Source organism: Halopiger djelfimassiliensis, assembly GCF_000455365.1.
Lineage (GTDB): Archaea > Halobacteriota > Halobacteria > Halobacteriales > Natrialbaceae > Halopiger_B > Halopiger_B djelfimassiliensis.
The window spans coordinates 181,126-198,204 of the sequence record NZ_HG315686.1 but is presented as its reverse complement, the minus strand read 5'-3'; the positions used below and the strand labels follow the sequence as shown (position 1 = coordinate 198,204).

The 17,079-nt window shown below is 64.4% G+C and carries 13 protein-coding genes and 1 pseudogene; 7 read left to right on the top strand and 7 right to left on the bottom strand.

Annotated features, from left to right (window positions below):
- Positions 1-87: 87 nt before the first annotated feature.
- Positions 88-699, bottom strand: coding sequence for a TetR/AcrR family transcriptional regulator (locus TX80_RS12115; protein WP_049923397.1), 612 nt, complete (start codon positions 697-699; stop codon positions 88-90).
- Between the two features lie 545 nt (positions 700-1,244).
- Here TX80_RS12115 and TX80_RS12110 point away from each other — a divergent pair.
- The 3 genes from TX80_RS12110 to TX80_RS12100 all read left to right on the top strand — a co-directional run bounded on the left by TX80_RS12110 (position 1,245) and on the right by TX80_RS12100 (position 7,746).
- Positions 1,245-2,963 carry a COG1361 S-layer family protein gene (locus TX80_RS12110; RefSeq protein ID WP_049923396.1) on the top strand — a complete coding sequence of 573 codons (1,719 nt, stop codon included), beginning with the start codon at positions 1,245-1,247 and terminating at the stop codon, positions 2,961-2,963.
- Positions 2,964-5,447, top strand: coding sequence for an efflux RND transporter permease subunit (locus tag TX80_RS12105; RefSeq protein WP_049923395.1), 2,484 nt, complete (start codon positions 2,964-2,966; stop codon positions 5,445-5,447). It abuts the gene before it with no gap.
- Between the two features lie 103 nt (positions 5,448-5,550).
- A complete protein-coding gene (locus TX80_RS12100; RefSeq protein WP_049923394.1) occupies positions 5,551-7,746 on the top strand; it encodes a thioredoxin domain-containing protein in 2,196 nt (731 codons plus the stop codon).
- 76 nt (positions 7,747-7,822) lie between these two features.
- Here the strand turns inward: TX80_RS12100 and TX80_RS12095 are convergent, their stop codons facing one another.
- Together TX80_RS12095 and TX80_RS20060 are read right to left on the bottom strand one after the other, a co-directional pair.
- Complete coding sequence (locus TX80_RS12095; protein WP_049924063.1) at positions 7,823-8,197, bottom strand: TlpA family protein disulfide reductase; 375 nt, start codon at positions 8,195-8,197, stop codon at positions 7,823-7,825.
- 81 nt (positions 8,198-8,278) lie between these two features.
- Positions 8,279-8,608 (bottom strand): annotated as a pseudogene (locus tag TX80_RS20060) (VOC family protein); the annotation flags it as partial.
- Between the two features lie 88 nt (positions 8,609-8,696).
- Between TX80_RS20060 and TX80_RS12090 the strand changes: the two are divergent.
- The 3 genes from TX80_RS12090 to TX80_RS12080 all read left to right on the top strand — a co-directional run bounded on the left by TX80_RS12090 (position 8,697) and on the right by TX80_RS12080 (position 11,626).
- Positions 8,697-9,752, top strand: coding sequence for a Leu/Phe/Val dehydrogenase (locus TX80_RS12090; protein ID WP_049923393.1), 1,056 nt, complete (start codon positions 8,697-8,699; stop codon positions 9,750-9,752).
- Between the two features lie 94 nt (positions 9,753-9,846).
- Positions 9,847-10,827, top strand: coding sequence for a PLP-dependent cysteine synthase family protein (locus TX80_RS12085; protein WP_049923392.1), 981 nt, complete (start codon positions 9,847-9,849; stop codon positions 10,825-10,827).
- A 124-nt stretch (positions 10,828-10,951) separates the two neighbouring features.
- Positions 10,952-11,626: a hypothetical protein gene (locus TX80_RS12080; protein WP_049923391.1), complete on the top strand. Its 675-nt coding sequence runs from the start codon at positions 10,952-10,954 to the stop codon at positions 11,624-11,626.
- 36 nt (positions 11,627-11,662) lie between these two features.
- Here the strand turns inward: TX80_RS12080 and TX80_RS12075 are convergent, their stop codons facing one another.
- Positions 11,663-12,223, bottom strand: a complete 561-nt coding sequence (locus TX80_RS12075; protein ID WP_049923390.1) for a DUF5804 family protein — start codon at positions 12,221-12,223, stop codon at positions 11,663-11,665.
- A gap of 131 nt (positions 12,224-12,354) precedes the next feature.
- Here TX80_RS12075 and TX80_RS12070 point away from each other — a divergent pair, with 131 nt between their 5' ends.
- Positions 12,355-12,855, top strand: coding sequence for a hypothetical protein (locus tag TX80_RS12070; protein ID WP_049923389.1), 501 nt, complete (start codon positions 12,355-12,357; stop codon positions 12,853-12,855).
- 15 nt (positions 12,856-12,870) lie between these two features.
- Here TX80_RS12070 and TX80_RS12065 read toward each other — a convergent pair whose 3' ends face one another.
- The 3 genes from TX80_RS12065 to TX80_RS12055 all read right to left on the bottom strand — a co-directional run bounded on the left by TX80_RS12065 (position 12,871) and on the right by TX80_RS12055 (position 16,857).
- On the bottom strand, positions 12,871-14,049 hold the full coding sequence (locus tag TX80_RS12065) for a tRNA sulfurtransferase (RefSeq protein ID WP_049923388.1): 1,179 nt from the start codon (positions 14,047-14,049) through the stop codon (positions 12,871-12,873).
- 95 nt (positions 14,050-14,144) lie between these two features.
- On the bottom strand, positions 14,145-15,386 hold the full coding sequence (locus tag TX80_RS12060) for an MFS transporter (RefSeq protein ID WP_049923387.1): 1,242 nt from the start codon (positions 15,384-15,386) through the stop codon (positions 14,145-14,147).
- Between the two features lie 265 nt (positions 15,387-15,651).
- Positions 15,652-16,857 carry a methionine adenosyltransferase gene (locus TX80_RS12055; protein ID WP_049923386.1) on the bottom strand — a complete coding sequence of 402 codons (1,206 nt, stop codon included), beginning with the start codon at positions 16,855-16,857 and terminating at the stop codon, positions 15,652-15,654.
- Positions 16,858-17,079 lie beyond the last annotated feature (222 nt).

The following is a 17,079-nucleotide window of genomic DNA, read 5'->3' as shown; positions in this document are numbered from 1 at the left end:
AAAGCCGTTGTATTGCGCCTGCTCCGCGTATAATCGCTGCCTTCACTGGTTCCGGACTCTCCTCGATTCGGGGAGATCGATCGGGAGTCACTCGGAGACGAAGAGTCCGTCGACGACGATGTCGATGAGAGAATCACGGATCTCCTCGTACTGTGGTCGTGCGTCGTTCGTCCAGAGGACGTTTTTGCTCCGACTGACGAACACGAGCGTTTTTAGCAGTGCATGGACGATTTCCGGATCGTCGTACCTGAACTCCGGATGGGCAGTCCACTCCTCGACATAGCTGCCCTTTGTGGTTTCGATGTTTTTCACGAGTGCTTGCTGTTCTTCCGCCGATAGATGTTGTTGCACGGAGTGAAGTTCGCCTTCCACGATGAGTCGATAGATAAGCGGATTCGACTCGATCTCCTCGAACGTGGTTTCGAGAGTTACTCGCGCCTGTTCGCGAGGGGAGTCGGTGGGTTCGATCGCTTCGATTATTTTTTCATCCAATCGATCACGTTCTCGAAGCAACACTGCAGCGTACAACTCCTCTTTCGAGTCAAAGAATTGGTAAAACGTGCTGGTTCCGATCTCGACTGCTTCGGTGATGTCTTTGATCCGTGTTCGTTCCAGGCCAAACCGTGCGAACAGTTCTTGGCCCTCTTCGATCAACTCTTCTCTGATACGCTCGCGGTCGTCGTTACTGAATCCTTTCATTTCGTTGGTGGTATCGTCGTGGGTCGATGGTGTTTGTATTTCGCTTCCGCCGTCACGGTGACACTGAAGGGAGCCCGGCGATAACACGGGCGGCCCATCCCGTTCGTGGTCCGCTGGTCATCGTCCCGATTGAATACCGGACGCCCGATTACAGTTTCGAACGGGCGCGAAACCGGGACCGTCTCCTCGCGTCGAGCCGCGCCACGACACCCGAGAAGCATCGATCTATCGGTTGGCTCGAGGAAACGTGCCGGTGAAAGCGGGGACGGTCCCCACGATTCACTGTCGGCTGGAAGACGTTCGAGCACGGCACTACGCCGGCAACTGCCGGTTCGAAAGCGGCTGGTCATTGGCTACTGGTCGTGATCGGCTACCCGAATATAGGAATTCATGAATCAAAGCATTTTTGATTTCTCTATTCTACTATCCAGTATGGGACGAATCACAGCCGTTACGCAACCGACTGCCAGCGACCCTCGGAGAGGGGTCGTACTGCCGGATATCCCGGATAGCATCCGAACCGATCGGTGGACGGAGGTGGCCCGATGAAGGGACGAACGGCGTTCACTGTCGTGGCTGCCGTGTTGTTACTGACGGCCGGAACCGTCGCCGTCACGCCAGCGGCTCAGTCCCCCGATGCCACGAGCCAACAGGACGACGACGGTGGACTCGAGGTCGACGACACTACCGATTCGGACGTCGAAACCGTTCACAAAACGGTCCGAACCCAACAGACACCACAGCTACAGTCGCGGGAGCGCCCCTATCTTCGGGGGAAACCCGACCTCGAGCTGCACGTTCCGGAGCCGAAAGTACAACCCGGAAAGACGAACGAGGTAACGCTGCAAGTCTCGAACGACGGGTCGCTCGATGTCGGAACCGCGGAAGGCCGTGACGTCGTCACGGCTGCCCGCGACGTCCGCATCGAAGCCGAGGCAGACAGGACGCCGCTTACTGTCGAAAGCGGTGAGACGGCGATCGGAACAGTCACGGAGAACAAGCCGAGGGAGGCACCGATCGCCGTAAGCGTTCCGGACGACATCGAGTCGGGAACGTACAGTATCGACGTCGAGGTCACCTACGCGTACACGTCGCAGCAGTTCGGAAGCGGTGTCACCTACGACCACACGCGGACGTGGTCGACGTCGGTCGACGTGACCGTCGACGACAAGGCCCGGTTTTCGATCGTCGAGGCGACAACCGACGCACAGATCGGCGACACCGGGACGGTAGAAGCGGTGATCGAGAACACTGGAAGCGAAACAGCGACCGACATCTCCGTCGCACTGGAATCCGCGAGCGCGAGCTTCGTGTTCGGCGAAAGTGCGCAGGATTCGGCGTGGATCGACGAACTGGAGCCCGGGGACACGGCAACTGTGACCTACGACGTTCGCGTCGCACCGGATACGTCCGTCCGCCAGTATACGCTCGATGGCACGGTGCAGTTCAAGACCGAGACCGGGTTACAGCGCGTCGATACGAGTCCCTCGGCCGGCGTCACCCCGAAGACGGAACAGCAGTTTACCCTCACCGACATCGATTCCGAGCTCTACGTCGGGGAAGAGGGCGACCTCCACGGCGTCATCACCAACGAGGGACCGAACGACGCGCAAAACGTCGTTGTCCGGTACGCGGACAAGTCACCGAACGTCATTCCGATCGAACGAAGCGTTGCCGTCGGAACGCTGGCCGCCGGCGACTCCGAATCGTTCCGCCTTCCCCTCGAGATCAGTGAGGAAGCCGAAGCGGTAGACCGAACGCTGGATCTCGCCGTCCAGTACCGAAACGACGATTTCGAGAAGCGCCAGTACACGAACATCGAGGCCGTCGCGGACATCCGTCCACAGCGTGACCAGTTCACCGTGGAAGTGCGCGACCGAGAAATCACCGCCGGTGACGGGACCCACATCGACGTGGCCGTCACGAACAACCTCGATCAGACGGTAACCGATGTCGAAGCGCGGTTGTTCGCCGACGATCCGCTCGATAGCAACGACGACGAGGGATTCGTCGAGGCGCTCGAGCCCGGAGAGACGACGACGATGACGTTCGAGTTGAGCGCTGACGATTCAGCAGCCGCGAAGACGTACCCGGTATCGTTCGACTTCCGGTACGACGACGAGCGGGGAACCAGCCAGCTCTCCGATACGACCCGCGTCGCGATCGACGTCGAAGCGGACGAGGGAGGGCTCCCGATCGGGATGATCAGCGTCCTCGTGTTGACCGGCCTCGGAGCCGGCGCATACGTATTCCAGAGGAGATAAATGACTGACGCAGGAGAGCGAATCGAGCGGGCGACAGTTCGACTCAACGAGGCGATCGTCTCCCGACCGAAGACGGTCATCGTCGTCTTCCTCGTCCTCACTGCCGTCTGGGCTGGCGGCATACCGGCCGTCGAGTCCGAGGAGGACATGACCGATGCGTTCACCGACGATCTGCCCGAACAGGAGGCGCTCGATACGATCAACGCGGAGTTCGAGGGACCGTTTACGACCGACGAGCAGACGACACAGCTCGTTCACACCGGGAACGACGTGTTGAGCCGACAGGAGTTGCTCCACGTCCTCTCCGTTCTCGAGCGTGTCGAACAGCGGGACGATCTCCGGATGGAATCGGCCAAGGGGCCGGCAACGATCGTCGCACAGGCGATCGATCCGGATGCCGAGACGATCGGCGAGCAGCGACGAGCCATAGAAGGGGCTACGGATTCGGAGCTTCGTCGGGCGATACGGGCAGCCGCCGACGAACCCGGATTTTCGCGGATCGTCTCGGATGACTTCAATCCGAACGAAGCGTCGGCATCGGCTTCGATCATCGTGATCGAACACGACGTCCCACAGGAGTTTACCGACGACGATCTGACCGAAACTCAGCTGGCCATCCAGTCGATCGCCGACGACGAGCCGACGGATCTGCGGGCGTTCGGCCAGGGCCTCACCGACGAGGAGTTAGACAACGTCATCGGCGATTCGATAGCCATCGTCATGCCCATCGTCGTTCTGTTACTGTTGGCGTTCCTCGTGGTGGCCTACCAGGACCCGATCGATCTCGTACTGGGACTGATCGCGCTGGTGATGACGGTCATCTGGACGTTCGGATTCCTCGGCTACTCGGGCATACCGTTCGGACAGTTGATGATCGCCGTTCCCGTGTTGTTGCTCGCTGTCGGGGTCGACTTCGGGATCCACATCGTCAACCGATACCGCGAAGAAACCGTCGAGGGTATCAAACCGGTGGCCGCGATGCGAACGGCGAACAACCAGCTGATGATCGCGTTCGTTATCGTGACCGTGACGACCGTCTTCGGTTTCGGCGCGAACATCGTTTCCGACCTCCCGCCGATTCGAAACATGGGGATCGCATCCAGCGTCGGCATCGTGTTTACGTTCCTCATCTTCGGGCTGTTCCTGCCGGCGGCGAAACTGCAGGTCGACCGACTCCGGGAGCGGTACGACGTCCCCGAGTTCAATAGCACGCCGATCGCCTCGGAGGAGTCATCGCTGGGGCGCGTCCTCTCGTTGCCCGCGACCGCAAGCCAGCACGCACCGACCGTGTTCGTCGTCGTTCTTCTCGTTGCCGGCGTCGGAATGGCAGGCTACGGTGCGGGCGTCGACACCACGTTCGAAACCAACGACTTCCTGCCGCCGGAGGAGAACCCGGGATACGTCGACTACGTTCCGGAACCGTTCGCTCCGGGAGAGTACACGATCACCGGGACGATCAACCTGCTCGAGGATCGATTCGAGACGAGCCAAGACGAGTCGGTCATGATCTACGTCGAAGGGCCGCTCGAGGACGATCACGCGCTCGAAGCGCTCGCCGAACCCAACGACAATCCGACGGAGAGTCTCGCCGTTGGGGAAAACGGCGGGGCAAACGCGCGAAGCATCAATACGGTTATCCAGTCGTACGCGAGCGAGGATCCCGAATTCGCCGCGCTCGTCGCTCGTAACGACCGGAACGATAACGGTATCCCCGACCGGAACCTCGACCGGATCTACGACGAGCTGTTCGCCTCGCCCGCGGGGTCACAGGCCGAACAGTACCTGACCGAAGACCGACGGGGTGCAAAGATCGAGTATTCGGTCGATTCCGACGCCACCCAGAGCAAAGTCGCGGCTGACGCCGGGGAGTTTGCCGACGAGTTCCGGTATCGCTCGACCGCAACCGGCGAAGTGATCATCTTCGATGCCGTCAGTACCATCATCTTCGAATCGGCGATTCAGGGCCTTATCCTCGCGATCGGGCTCACGGCGGTCTTCCTGGTGATCGTGTACGCGATCCTAGAAGGGAAGCCCCTACTCGGCGTCGTCAACGTGTTCCCGATCGCGATCGCCGTCGCGTTTCTCATCGGGACGATGCGCGCCCTCGGGATGTCACTCAACGCACTGACGGCGACCATCCTCTCGATTTCGATCGGGCTGGGGATCGCTTACTCCGTGCACACGACGGCACGGTTCATCGACGAGTTCGACCGGACCGAAGACACGCTCCCTGCGCTTACGACGACGCTGTCGGGGACCGGTGGCGCACTCGCCGGGAGTATGCTGACGACGTCGCTTGGAACGGGTGCCCTCGCGTTCGCGATCACCCCGATCCTCGGCGACTTCGGGCTGTTGATGGCCCTCAGCGTGTTCTACTCGTTCGTCGCTTCGATCGTCGCGTTGCCACCCGCGCTGTTCCTCTGGGCACAGTTTGCGGAATCGGGAACCGGTCTCGAGCGCGTCAAGTCGAAACTCCGGGCCTGATACGCCCGTCGCCGGGACCGGGCCCGAACTATTCTGGCACGCTCCCTCGAAAGAAAGCGGGCCGTACGCCGGGCTTTTACAGCGGCCACACGTATCCGATGCTATGACTCAACCGACCGAGCGAAACCGGCTCGAGGAGGAGGAAAGTCCCTATCTGCGCCAGCACGCGGACAACCCCGTCAACTGGCAGCCGTGGGACGAACGGGCGCTCGAGGCCGCCCGAGAGCACGACGTGCCGATCTTCCTCTCGATCGGCTACTCGGCGTGTCACTGGTGTCACGTCATGGAGGAGGAGAGCTTCGCCGACGAAGCGGTCGCCGACGTCCTCAACGAGAACTTCGTCCCGATCAAGGTCGACCGCGAGGAGCGCCCGGACATCGACAGCATCTACATGACCGTCGCCCAGCTCGTCTCCGGCCGCGGCGGCTGGCCCCTCTCGGCGTGGCTGACGCCCGAGGGCAAACCCTTCTTTATCGGGACCTACTTCCCGAAGGAGGGCCAGCGCGGCCAGCCGGGCTTTCTCGACCTCCTCGAGCGGATCAGCGACTCGTGGGAGAGCGAAGAGGACCGCTCGGAGATGGAAGACCGCGCCGAGAAGTGGACCGCGGCCGCGACGGACCGACTCGAGGAGACGCCCGACGCCGTCGCCGGGGCGGAGCCGCCCTCGAGCGAGGTCCTCGAGACGGCGGCCGACGCGGCGCTCCGGAGCGCCGACCGCCAGTACGGCGGTTTCGGTTCCGGCGGCCCGAAGTTCCCCCAGCCCTCGCGGTTGCGCGTCCTCGCGCGTTCGTACGACCGAACTGGGCGAGAGGAGTACCGCGAGGTACTCGCGGAGTCCCTCGACGCGATGGCCGCGGGCGGGCTGTACGACCACGTCGGCGGCGGGTTCCACCGGTACTGCGTCGACCGGGACTGGACGGTGCCCCACTTCGAGAAGATGCTGTACGACAACGCCGAGATTCCCCGCGCGTTCTTGGCCGGCTACCAGTTGACCGGCGACGAGCGCTACGCCGAGGTCGTCGCGGAGACGCTTTCGTTCGTCGACCGGGAACTGACTCACGAGGAGGGAGGGTTCTTTAGCACCCTCGACGCCCAGAGCGAGGCCCCCGAGACCGGCGAGCGCGAGGAGGGGGCCTTCTACGTCTGGACGCCCGAGGAGATTCACGAGGTACTCGCGGACGAAACCACCGCCGCGCTGTTTTGCGAGCGCTACGACGTCACCGAGTCGGGCAACTTCGAGGGACGGAACCAGCCAAATCGCGTCGCGTCGATCCCCGACCTCGCCGACGAGTACGACCTCGAGGAAGACGAGATCCGGGAGCGGCTCGAGGCCGCCCGGGAGACTCTTTTCGAGGCCCGCGAGGAGCGGCCGCGGCCCAACCGCGACGAGAAGGTGCTCGCAGGCTGGAACGGCCTGATGATCGCGACCTGCGCAGAGGCCGCGCTCGTGCTGGGCGACGACGCGTACGCACGACAGGCCGTCGACGCCCTCACGTTCGTCCGCGATCGGCTCTGGAACGAAGACGAGCGGCGACTCTCCCGGCGATACAAAGACGGCGACGTCGCCGTCGACGGCTATCTCGAGGACTACGCCTTCCTCGCCCGCGGTGCGCTGGGGTGTTACGAGGCCACCGGCGAGATCGACCACCTCGCGTTCGCGCTCGATCTCGCGCGGACGATCGAGACCGAGTTCTCGGACGCCGATCGGGGGACGCTGTATTTCACTCCCGAAAGCGGCGAGTCGCTCGTGACCCGGCCACAGGAACTCGACGACCAGTCGACGCCCTCGGCAACGGGCGTCGCGGTCGAGACGCTGCTCGCGCTCGACGGCTTCACTGCCGATGAAGCCGGCGGTCACGGGTTCGCGACCATCGCCGAAACGGTCCTCGAGACCCACGCCAACCGCATCGAGGCCAACGCCCTCGAACACGCGTCGCTGTGTCTCGCCGCGGATCGCCTCGAGTCCGGCGCGCTCGAGGTCACGGTGGCCGCCGAGAACGTCCCCGAGGAGTGGCGCGAGGCGTTCGCCTCGCAGTACTTCCCCGACCGACTGTTCGCCCCTCGACCACCGACCGCGGACGGACTCGCGGCGTGGCTCGGCGAACTCGGACTCGAGGACGCGCCGCCGATCTGGGCCGGCCGCGAGGCCCGCAACGGCGACCCAACGCTGTACGTCTGCCGGAACCGAACCTGTTCGCCGCCGACCCACGACGTCTCCGACGCGCTGGAGTGGCTGCGCGGGGAGGTCGACGTCGGCGATTCGAGCGGCGGATCGAACGCCGAGAGGACTCCGTTCTAGCTCGTTCGGCGTTCCGTCTCCCAGCAGACGCCGGTACGAACCGAACGCAGTCCGCGGGATCGGCCGTCTCGACCGCTTAGGATAGCGCCGCCTCGAGCCGATCGGCCAACCAGATCGCGGGCGGACGGTCCGCGTCCTCGACGAACCGCGTCACCTCCTCGCCTTCGTCGGTTTCGACGACGATCGTCGGGATGTACTCGATGTCGTACTCCTCGACGCCCGGCCCCTGTTTGTCCCGGTCGAGGGCGAACTCCTCGATGCGATCCGCGGGGACGTCGGCGGCCTCGAGCGCCGCGCCGAAGTCCGGCAGCAGGGCGCGACAGTCCTTGCACCAGTCGCCGCCCCAGACCTTGTACACCAGTTCGTCGTTGTGCGCTTCGAGCGTGTCGACGGCCGACTCGTAGGACGCGGCGTCCCACGTCGGGTTCGGCCGCATGGTCTCGAGACTCATACCCGCCGATTGGCCGGCGGACGGTTTAATCGTCGCGCTTCCGACACTCCCTGCTTGTGACGCCGAGCGCTCGAGCCCGTACTCGAACGTCTGGAATTCGACCGTCCGATCCTCGGGGTCCGAGGCGAAGAACTGATAGATGTCGTACCGCTCGTTGAACCGCGGTTCGTCGTCCGCTCGGTCGCGCAGTCGTTCGTACGCCTCGTCGACACCCGCACGGTCGTCGAAGACGAACGTGACGATCCCGTCGGTTTCCGCACCGTCGCGGTCGCAGAACCCGAACCGGAACCCGCCGGCCTCGAGAACGGTACAATCGGGTTGCTCGAGCCAGACGTCGGCCCCGAGGTCGCGGTAGAACTCGATCACGTCGTCGTGGCGCTCCGTCCGAAAGAAGACGATGCCGTCGTCCATGTCGGCCGGTCGTGACGCAGCGGCAAAACGTCCGCCCGCGTGCGTCAAGTCGGTAGAATTTTTACGCTAAGCAAAAGCGTTATATATCATGGTATTCGGTCCGATCAGCGATGGGGGACACGAACAGGTATCGTACTTTTCCGACCCAGAGACGGGGCTGCAGGCGATCGTGGCGATCCACGACACGACGCTCGGCCCGAGCCTCGGCGGAACGCGTATTCTCGATTACGAAACGGAAGACGCCGCGCTCGAGGACGTGTTGCGCCTCTCGAAGGCGATGACGTACAAGGCTGCCGCGGCCGACCTCCCGTTAGGCGGCGGCAAAGCGGTCATCCTGGGTAACCCGGACGACCTCAAGGGGGACGCGTTGTTCGAGGCCTACGGACGGGCCGTCGACTGTCTGGCGGGCCGATACATCACCTCCGTCGACGTCAACTCCGGCGTCGAGGACATGGACGTCGTCGCCCGGGAAACCGACCACGTTGTCGGGACCAGCGACGGACTGGGGAACCCCTCGCCGATCACGGCACACGGCGTGTTTCACGGGATTCGGGCCTGCGTCGAATCGGTCTACGGAACGGCGTCCGTCACGGACCGCGAGGTCGTGATTCAGGGACTCGGCAAGGTCGGTCAGTCGCTCGCCGAGAAACTGCTCGAGCACGGGGCGTCGGTGACCGTTTCCGACGTCGACGAGTCGGCCGTCGAGGCGTTCGCACGGGAGCACGGTGTCGACACCGTCGCGCCGGACGCGGTCTACGATCAATCCTGTGACGTCTTCGCCCCGTGTGCGATCGGCGGCGTGATCAACGACGATACGATCCCACGGCTCGACTGTGACATCGTCGCCGGCGGCGCGAACAACGTCCTCGCGGAACGACGCCACGCGGACGTCCTCCGGGAACAGGGGGTCCTGTACGCGCCGGACTACGTCATCAACGGCGGCGGCCTGATCACGGTCGCAAAGGAGTATCTCGGTGGAACACGCGAGGAAGCCTCCGAGGAAGCGGCCGCGATCGGCGACCGACTGCTCGAGATGATCGAGCGTGCCGACGACCGGGACACGACGGTCCTCGAAGCGGCCGACGCGTACGCCCGGGAACGGATCGACGCGGCCGAGACCGTGACGCCGGCACGACCCACGTAACCGCGCGATCGGTCGGCGGTCCGAAAATAGACACACCGGCACGTCCTGCCGCCGTCCAGCACCGATTTACGTTTTGGTCCCCTAGGACCGGCCAATGAAGGGAAGTATCCTGGACGCGATCGGCTCGCCGCTGGTCCAGGTCGACTCGCCCGAGGGGGCGACCGTCGCCGCCAAAATCGAAACGTTCAATCCCGGCGGCTCGGCCAAGGATCGCCCGGCTCGCGAGATGATCCGGGCGGCCGAACGGGAGGGACGGATCGAACCCGGCGACTGGCTCGTCGAACCGACGAGCGGCAATACGGGAATCGGACTTGCGATGGTCTGTGCCGCCCGCGATTACGACCTGACGATCGTCATGCCGTCCGACAAATCCACGGAGCGGCGACAGGTGATGGCGGCGTACGGAGCCGAACTCGAACTCGTCGACGGCGATATGGAAACCGCTCGCGCTCGCGCCGCCGAACTCGAGGAGGCGGGGGCCGTCCAGCTCGGACAGTTCGAGAACCCGGCAAACCCCGCCGCACACTACCGGACGACCGGCGAGGAGATCCTCGAGCAGATCGGGGATCGCGAGATCGACGCCTTCGTGGCCGGCGTCGGAACCGGCGGCACGCTCTCGGGAACCGGGCGTCGGCTCCGCGAGGAGTTTCCCGAGATGGAGATCATCGCCGTCGAACCGGCCCGGAACGCCGTCCTCTCGACCGGCGAGTCCGGCGACGACGGCTTCCAAGGGATGGGTCCCGGCTTCGTCAGCGACAACCTCGACCGGGACCTGATCGATCGCGTCGAGACGGTGAAACTCGAACACGCGGAGGACGAATGCCGTCGACTCGCCCGCGAGGAGGGGATCCTCGTCGGGCAGTCAAGCGGTGCGACGAGTCTCGTCGCCCAGCGCGTCGCGAACGATATCGCCGATCCGACCCTCGAGTGCCCGGAGGTTCCGGACAGTTTCGATCGCCATCAGCCGGTCTCACCCGAGCCGGACGGCGGCCGGACGAACGAGGACTGTCCGCTGGTCGTCACGGTCTTCTGGGATAGCGGCGAGCGGTACCTCTCGACTGGCCTGTTCGACTGACCGGAGCCGACTCCGCCGTGGGTCGCTCCGGCGTTTCCGTTCGGATTCCTGACTCCCCTAGCGAAAAGCGTTCTTTCACCTAGGGCAATGGTCTTTATTCGGGGCCGTCTACGGTACAATAGAAATGACCTCACCCTCGAGACGAACGGTGCTCGGTAGTACTGCTGCCCTGCTTGGGGCTACCGCCGGTTGTATCGACCAGTTCACGGACGATCAGGCGTCCGGCTCCGACCCCGACGAGAGTCCCGACGGCGACAACGACGAAACCGATTCGGACGACAGCGAAACGGGCAACGACGGCGAAACGGGCGACGGCGAGGAGTTCACGATCGAAACACATCAGTACCAGCGCGATACGCGTTCCGAGGTCGACGTTGCTCGGCTCACGACGTCGTCCGACGTCGACGACTGGCTCGCCGACCGCGACCTCTCCGAAGAGGCGGAGACCTTCGTCGACGAGACGTCCTTCGACGAATCGGTTCTGGTCGCGCTCGAGGCCGAGGCACCGAACCTCTGTTACGAGATGGTGCTCGAGACGTCCGACCTCGAGGACGAGGTGCTCTCACTCGAAGCGGCGGTCAGCGACGAAGCCGGCGAGGGCGAGTACTGCGCACAACAGGTCGTGACCGTCGGCGTACTCGTTCGCGCAACCTTCGACGACGAACCCGTGACGGATCTCAACGCGACGATCGTCGATCAGGACGGCACCGAACGGAGCGAGAGCTTTACGTCCGGGTCCGCGACCGATTCGGAGGATTCAGCGTCGGATTCGGGGACGGAGTCCGACGCGGACGAGTAGCCCGGGGACGGTACCGAGTCGGAGCGAAACGCCACGTCACGGCGCGTACTCCGATTCGGTCAGTCGAACGACGAGCGTATCCTCGACGTCCCGCAGGTCGTACTCGGGCAACTCGCCGTCCGTTCGGCGCACGTACAGCGGTTCGACGAGTCGTCGAGGTCCGCCATCGCTCGAGCCGTCGGGTTCGTCCGCGTCCTCGTCCGACGATCCGGATCGCCCGGCCGAGTCGTCGACATCGGCGTCGAAATCAGGACCGGGATCGGGCCGTTCGAGCCCGTAGATCTTGCAGAACTCGGCCGTCGATTCGGGCTCGAGATCGCCGTTCCTGAGCTGTCTGGCGAGGGGGCGGGAGAGCCACTCGTCCTCACTGACGCTCGGTTCCTGAACGAGCGCCTCGTCGACGAACCGGGAGAGATACCAGTTCAGGTCGTTCAACAGCGATACGGCGGCCCCGACGCTGACCGTCCGGAGGGCGATCGAGTTCTCGAACGGACGCTCGAGGTCGTACGTGGCGAGGGCCTCGCGGGCCGTCTCGCGGGAGAGGAGTTCGTACTGGAGAGTGCAATCAGCCGCCCCGATGAGACAGACGCGGGTCACTGTTCGATGGTGCGGGTGGTTCCGTAATGTCGGTTTCGGGTCCTGCCGGCCGACCACGGTACCCGGGTCGAACTCCCATATCTGTTGGGGAAGTAATAACACTTATTCAGTGATCGGTCATCCGGTGCAGTATGGACTGGCGCGTGGCCCTGTACGCGCTGCTCGGAATCGGGCTGCTCGTTGCCGGGCCGTGGGTGCTGTCGGTCGTGCCGCTAGATGAGCCCGGGTCCCAGTATACCTACAGCGTCCAGCCAGTCGAAGAGAACCGGTCCAACTATACCGAAACTGACGTGTACGCGTTCGCTACCCTTTCACCGGAAGCACGGGCGGGCATCGAACGAGCCCTCGCCGCGGACGACGGAACGTACGTCGTTACCAACGAGTCGATGCGTGCCCCCGAGTTTACGTTCACGACGGAACGGGGGGAACTCGGCTCCGGGCGATACATCGTGGCGTATCAGGGGACACACTACGAACTGACGACGCGCAATACGACACCGCTGTTCACATCGGAGTCACTCGCAATATGGGCCGTTCAGCTCTGTCGGCTTCTCCTCGGATACTTTTTCCTCGCGATCGCCGGCTGCCGCGGACTCCGGTCGATAATCCACAAACGGCAGCGGAGCTCCTAGCGCGTCCGGCGGCAGCTACGGCTCGATCAGTTCCGCTTTCTTCGCCGTCTCCTCCGCACGCTCGAGCAGATCGTCGGGTTCGTGCTCGAGCAACGGCTCGAGGCGGGCGTTGGTTTCGACGCGATCGGGTGCCACGCGGTTACAGCCGGCGTCGATCGTCGACTGGGAGAAGGTCCCGATCTCGCGGGCCTGCGCGACGATGTCGTGTTTGTCCCGGCTGAGCAGGGGCCGGTGGATCGGAAGGTCGGTGACGCGGCTGGTAACGCCGAGGTTCTGGACGGTCTGGCTGGATTTCTGGCCGACTGCTTCGCCGGTGACGATCCCGTGGGCGTCGACCCGTTCGGCGAGGGTTTCGGCGGCCCGGTAGAAAAAGCGCCGCAACGAGAGCATCCGTCCCTGTTCCATCTCCCCGACCAGCAGGTCGACGATCTCGCCGCCCGGAATCCGATAGACTCGCGTATCGAAGTTCGGCGCGTACTGTGCGAGCGTCCGGACCGTCTCCATGGCACGTGCCTCGTGGTCGATGCCGCCGTACGCCCCGAGATCGACGTACACGGGGACGATCGGACTCCCGCGTTTCATGATCTCGTAGGCGGCGACCGGCGAGTCGATTCCGCCGCTTATCAACGCGATCACCGGCTCCTGTGCGCCGAGCGGAAGCCCGCCCGGCCCGGGTGCGTTCTCGAGATAGACGAACGCGCTGTCCTCGCGTACCTCGACGCCGAACGTGAGATCGGGGTCGTCGAGGTCGACCGCGGGTTCGAACTCGTCCTCGACGGCCTCCCAGATGGCCGTGCCGCCCTCGCGGGCCAGCTCCTCGCTGCCGTACGGAAGGCTCTTGTCGGCCCGGCGTGCGTCGACGGCGAACGTTCCGCCGTCGTAGCACTCGCGGGCGGTTTCCGCGAGCGCCTCGAGGATGGCTGCCTTTTCGGTACTGACGGTCAGCGAAGGGCTCGCGGAGACGACGCCGAAGGCGTCGGTCGCGGCCGCGGTCGCGTCTTCGACGGCCGCCTCGGTCGTGTGGATCAGCGGGCGGTTCCAGCGACGTTCGACCTCGCCGGGGATCGAACGGTCGGCCAGGAGCGCCTCGATGTTCTCGACGAGAATCCCCTCCATGTACCGCTTGACGGTGTTGCTCTTCGTGTTGACGTCCCCGTGACGGACGAGGACGGTGTCGGCTCCCGGCGGGTGCATGGACGACAGTAGACGATCGTAGTTATAAGGGCATTACGAGGCGACGCGCAGGCGTGAGCCTCCGTGGACGCTCGGGCGGCCGCGACGGACTCGAGCTAGGCGACCGATTCTTCGACGGTCGGGTTCAGGCGTCCGGTATGGGCGTACACGCCGGCGACGAGGACGATCCCGGCGAGCATCGGAACGACGGCGCTGACGGCGTAGATGAATTCGAATCCGACGACATCGACGAGCGGGAGCGACACCAGCGGGCCGAGGCCGCCGCCGACGTCGCCGAGGACGTTGTTCGTCCCCATCGCCCGTCCCATTCGATCCTCGGGTGTGAGATCCGCGAGCAACGCCGTCAACGGACCGCCGACCCCGCCCTGTCCGGCACCGATCAACAGACAGGCACAGACCAGCACCTCGAACCGCCGCCCGAAGGCCAACACGACGAATCCGAGGCAGGTCGTCACGAGAAAGGCGAGCATGACGGGAACGCGAGCGCCGACCGAATCGCTCAGGACCCCGCCGCCGAGCGTAAACACCGACCCCGAGAGGACGGTCACGGCCATCAGCATCCCCGAGGACCCCTGTGCGTCGAGTCCGAAAATCGAGACGCCGCGGTCGCCAAGCAGGAGAACGAGCGTCGAGAACAACACCCCGATGTACGCGAAATACAGGCCGAAGTTGACCGCGCCGATCGTCAGCGCCGGGAGGGTCGTCTCGACATCCCACGGAGCGACTGTCTCGCGGTCCCCCTCGACGTGGGTTTCGGGGACGATCAGGAACGCGACGACGCTCGCGAGGCCGGCGAATCCGGCTGCGAGGACGAACGCAGTCGTCTCGCCGTAGACGTCGCTGACGACGCCACCGAGGACGAGGCCGGCCGGAAACCCGAACGTGATGCCAGCGCGGACGATCCCCATGCTCGTCCCCCGCGAGTCGGCCTCGCTGACATCGGCGGTGATCGTGTAGGCGGTCGCAAAAACCAGCGCGCTTCCGATGCCCCAGCACACTCTCGCGAGCAGAAACCACGCCGCCGGAGCGTCCGGGAGAAACCACACCGACGGCCGACTCGAGACGATCGCGACGACGTAGCCGAACGTCGCCACGCCTTCGATCGCCAGCCCCGCGATAAACGGTGTCCGGGTGCCGACCCGATCGACGAGCGCCCCGGCCGGAGCGTTGCTCACCAGTCTGGTAAACCGGTTCGCGCTCAGAATGATTCCAACCATGAACGCCGAAATACCGAGCACGTCGCCGAGATTCGGCAGGATCGGAAAGACGACGCCGCCACCGAACCCGACGAAGAAGGTACTGGCGACGACGGCGAGCACGATCCGATTCGAACGCATGGACGGACCCGACACTGGCGATCGCTCCTCGAGCTGATTTCGATTCGTAACTCGCTATCCGACTTCCACAGCAAGGCGACTAAAGGGCCTGTCGGAACCGGCTACTGTGACCGACTCGAGAAGGGCTGCGCGCGATGGGAAACCGAGGCTACGCCGTCTGAATACGGGGGCTAACGATATATCGAACGGTGCCGTTCCCCGCCGCAATATCGAAGCGTAATTCGAGGGGATCGGAGAGTGAACTGAAACGGAAAGAGAGCGCCAGTTAGAACGTCGAGAGTTCGCCGTCGATCACGCGGCGGGTAACCTCCGTGACGTCCGCGAGTTCGCGGTCGACGATCGCTTCGACGTCGCCCTCGACGTCCGCCACCGAGACGCCGTCGGCGGTGACGACGTGGACGTCGGCGACGTGTGGCTGGTCGATCGGCCGACCGATCTGGGAGAGCAGTCGGACGCGCAGGTCGCGGATCCCGTCGACTTCGCTGACGACCGCCTCGGCGATTTCGGTCGACAGCAGGTTGTAGATCTTGCCGATGTGGTTGACCGGGTTCTTGCCGCTCGTGGCCTCCATCGACATCGAGCGGTTCGGCGTGATGAGCCCGTTGGCACGGTTTCCGCGGCCGACCGAGCCGTCGTCGCCCTGTTCCGCGGAGGTACCGGTGACGGTCAGGTAGATCGAACCCTCCTCGTAGTCGTCGGCAGTGTTGACGTGGACGGCCACCTCGCGGTCCGTGTGTTCGCTCGCGACGCTCTCGACGAACTCGCGGACGGACTCGACGGCGTCGACGTACTCGTCCAGATCGGCGACGTACTCGTCGACCATCGCCGCCGCGACGGTGACGTCGATCGTGTCACCCTCGCGTTTCCCCATGAGTTTCACGTCCGGTCCCAGTTCCGGATGCTCGTCGGCGTACTCGCCGTTGAGCCGCCGTTCGGCCTCGTGGACGATCCGCTCGGTCTCGGTCAGCGGGGCGTGGCCGACGCCGAAACTCGTGTCGTTGGCCATTGGAACGCTGACTTCGTCCTCCCCGAAGACGTCCTGCAGGTCGCCGCTTCCCTCGCCGAGTTTGACGTCGACGACGATATCCTCGCCGTACTCGAGTTGCGGGATCGTCTCCTCGAGATAGTCGCGCGCGGCCCGCAGCGCGATCGTTTCGGTGGGGATCGTCTGCCCCTCGTAGTGTTTGGTCGCCCGGCCGACGATCAGCAGGTAGATCGGATCGACGACCTCGCCGCCGCCGAACGCGGGCGCGGCCTCGCCCGCGACGAGTTGCGTCTCGTCGGTGTTGAAGTGCAGGACTTCGCCGACGCGCTCGAGGTACTCGCTCGCGAGCGCGCTGGCGACGCTCTCTGCGACCCCGTCACAGATGGAGTCTGGGTGGCCGATCCCCTTTCGCTCGACGATTTCGACTTCCTGATCTTCGACTGCCTGACGGTCGATCGGCTCGACCCGGATGTTCCGCTCGCTCATTGCCGGCGTTAGACGGAGCGAGGTTCTATAACTTGCGGAAACAAATCCACCCAGAATATATTCCCGGGTTATCCGGGACCGGGATCGAGCGATCCGCGCGCGGTTCAGCGCCGCCGCGTCGCAACTGCCGTGGCGACGAGCGCGAGTGCGACGAGTGCGACCGCAGGCCCGAAGCCGGGAAGGCCGTCGTCGCCGTCGCTCGTCTCGGAGACGGAGACGGTT

Bases quoted from the DNA above. Each gene is read 5' to 3' on its own strand.
- TX80_RS12090 (WP_049923393.1), top strand. From the start codon at position 8,697: ATGGTATTCGGTCCGATCAGCGATGGGGGACACGAACAGGTATCGTAC.
- TX80_RS12055 (WP_049923386.1), bottom strand. From the start codon at position 16,857: ATGAGCGAGCGGAACATCCGGGTCGAGCCGATCGACCGTCAGGCAGTC.
- TX80_RS12100 (WP_049923394.1), top strand. From the start codon at position 5,551: ATGACTCAACCGACCGAGCGAAACCGGCTCGAGGAGGAGGAAAGTCCC.
- TX80_RS12110 (WP_049923396.1), top strand. From the start codon at position 1,245: ATGAAGGGACGAACGGCGTTCACTGTCGTGGCTGCCGTGTTGTTACTG.
- TX80_RS12070 (WP_049923389.1), top strand. From the start codon at position 12,355: ATGGACTGGCGCGTGGCCCTGTACGCGCTGCTCGGAATCGGGCTGCTC.
- TX80_RS12060 (WP_049923387.1), bottom strand. From the start codon at position 15,386: ATGCGTTCGAATCGGATCGTGCTCGCCGTCGTCGCCAGTACCTTCTTC.
- TX80_RS12115 (WP_049923397.1), bottom strand. From the start codon at position 699: ATGAAAGGATTCAGTAACGACGACCGCGAGCGTATCAGAGAAGAGTTG.
- TX80_RS12080 (WP_049923391.1), top strand. From the start codon at position 10,952: ATGACCTCACCCTCGAGACGAACGGTGCTCGGTAGTACTGCTGCCCTG.
- TX80_RS12065 (WP_049923388.1), bottom strand. From the start codon at position 14,049: ATGCACCCGCCGGGAGCCGACACCGTCCTCGTCCGTCACGGGGACGTC.
- TX80_RS12105 (WP_049923395.1), top strand. From the start codon at position 2,964: ATGACTGACGCAGGAGAGCGAATCGAGCGGGCGACAGTTCGACTCAAC.
- TX80_RS12085 (WP_049923392.1), top strand. From the start codon at position 9,847: ATGAAGGGAAGTATCCTGGACGCGATCGGCTCGCCGCTGGTCCAGGTC.
- TX80_RS12095 (WP_049924063.1), bottom strand. From the start codon at position 8,197: ATGAGTCTCGAGACCATGCGGCCGAACCCGACGTGGGACGCCGCGTCC.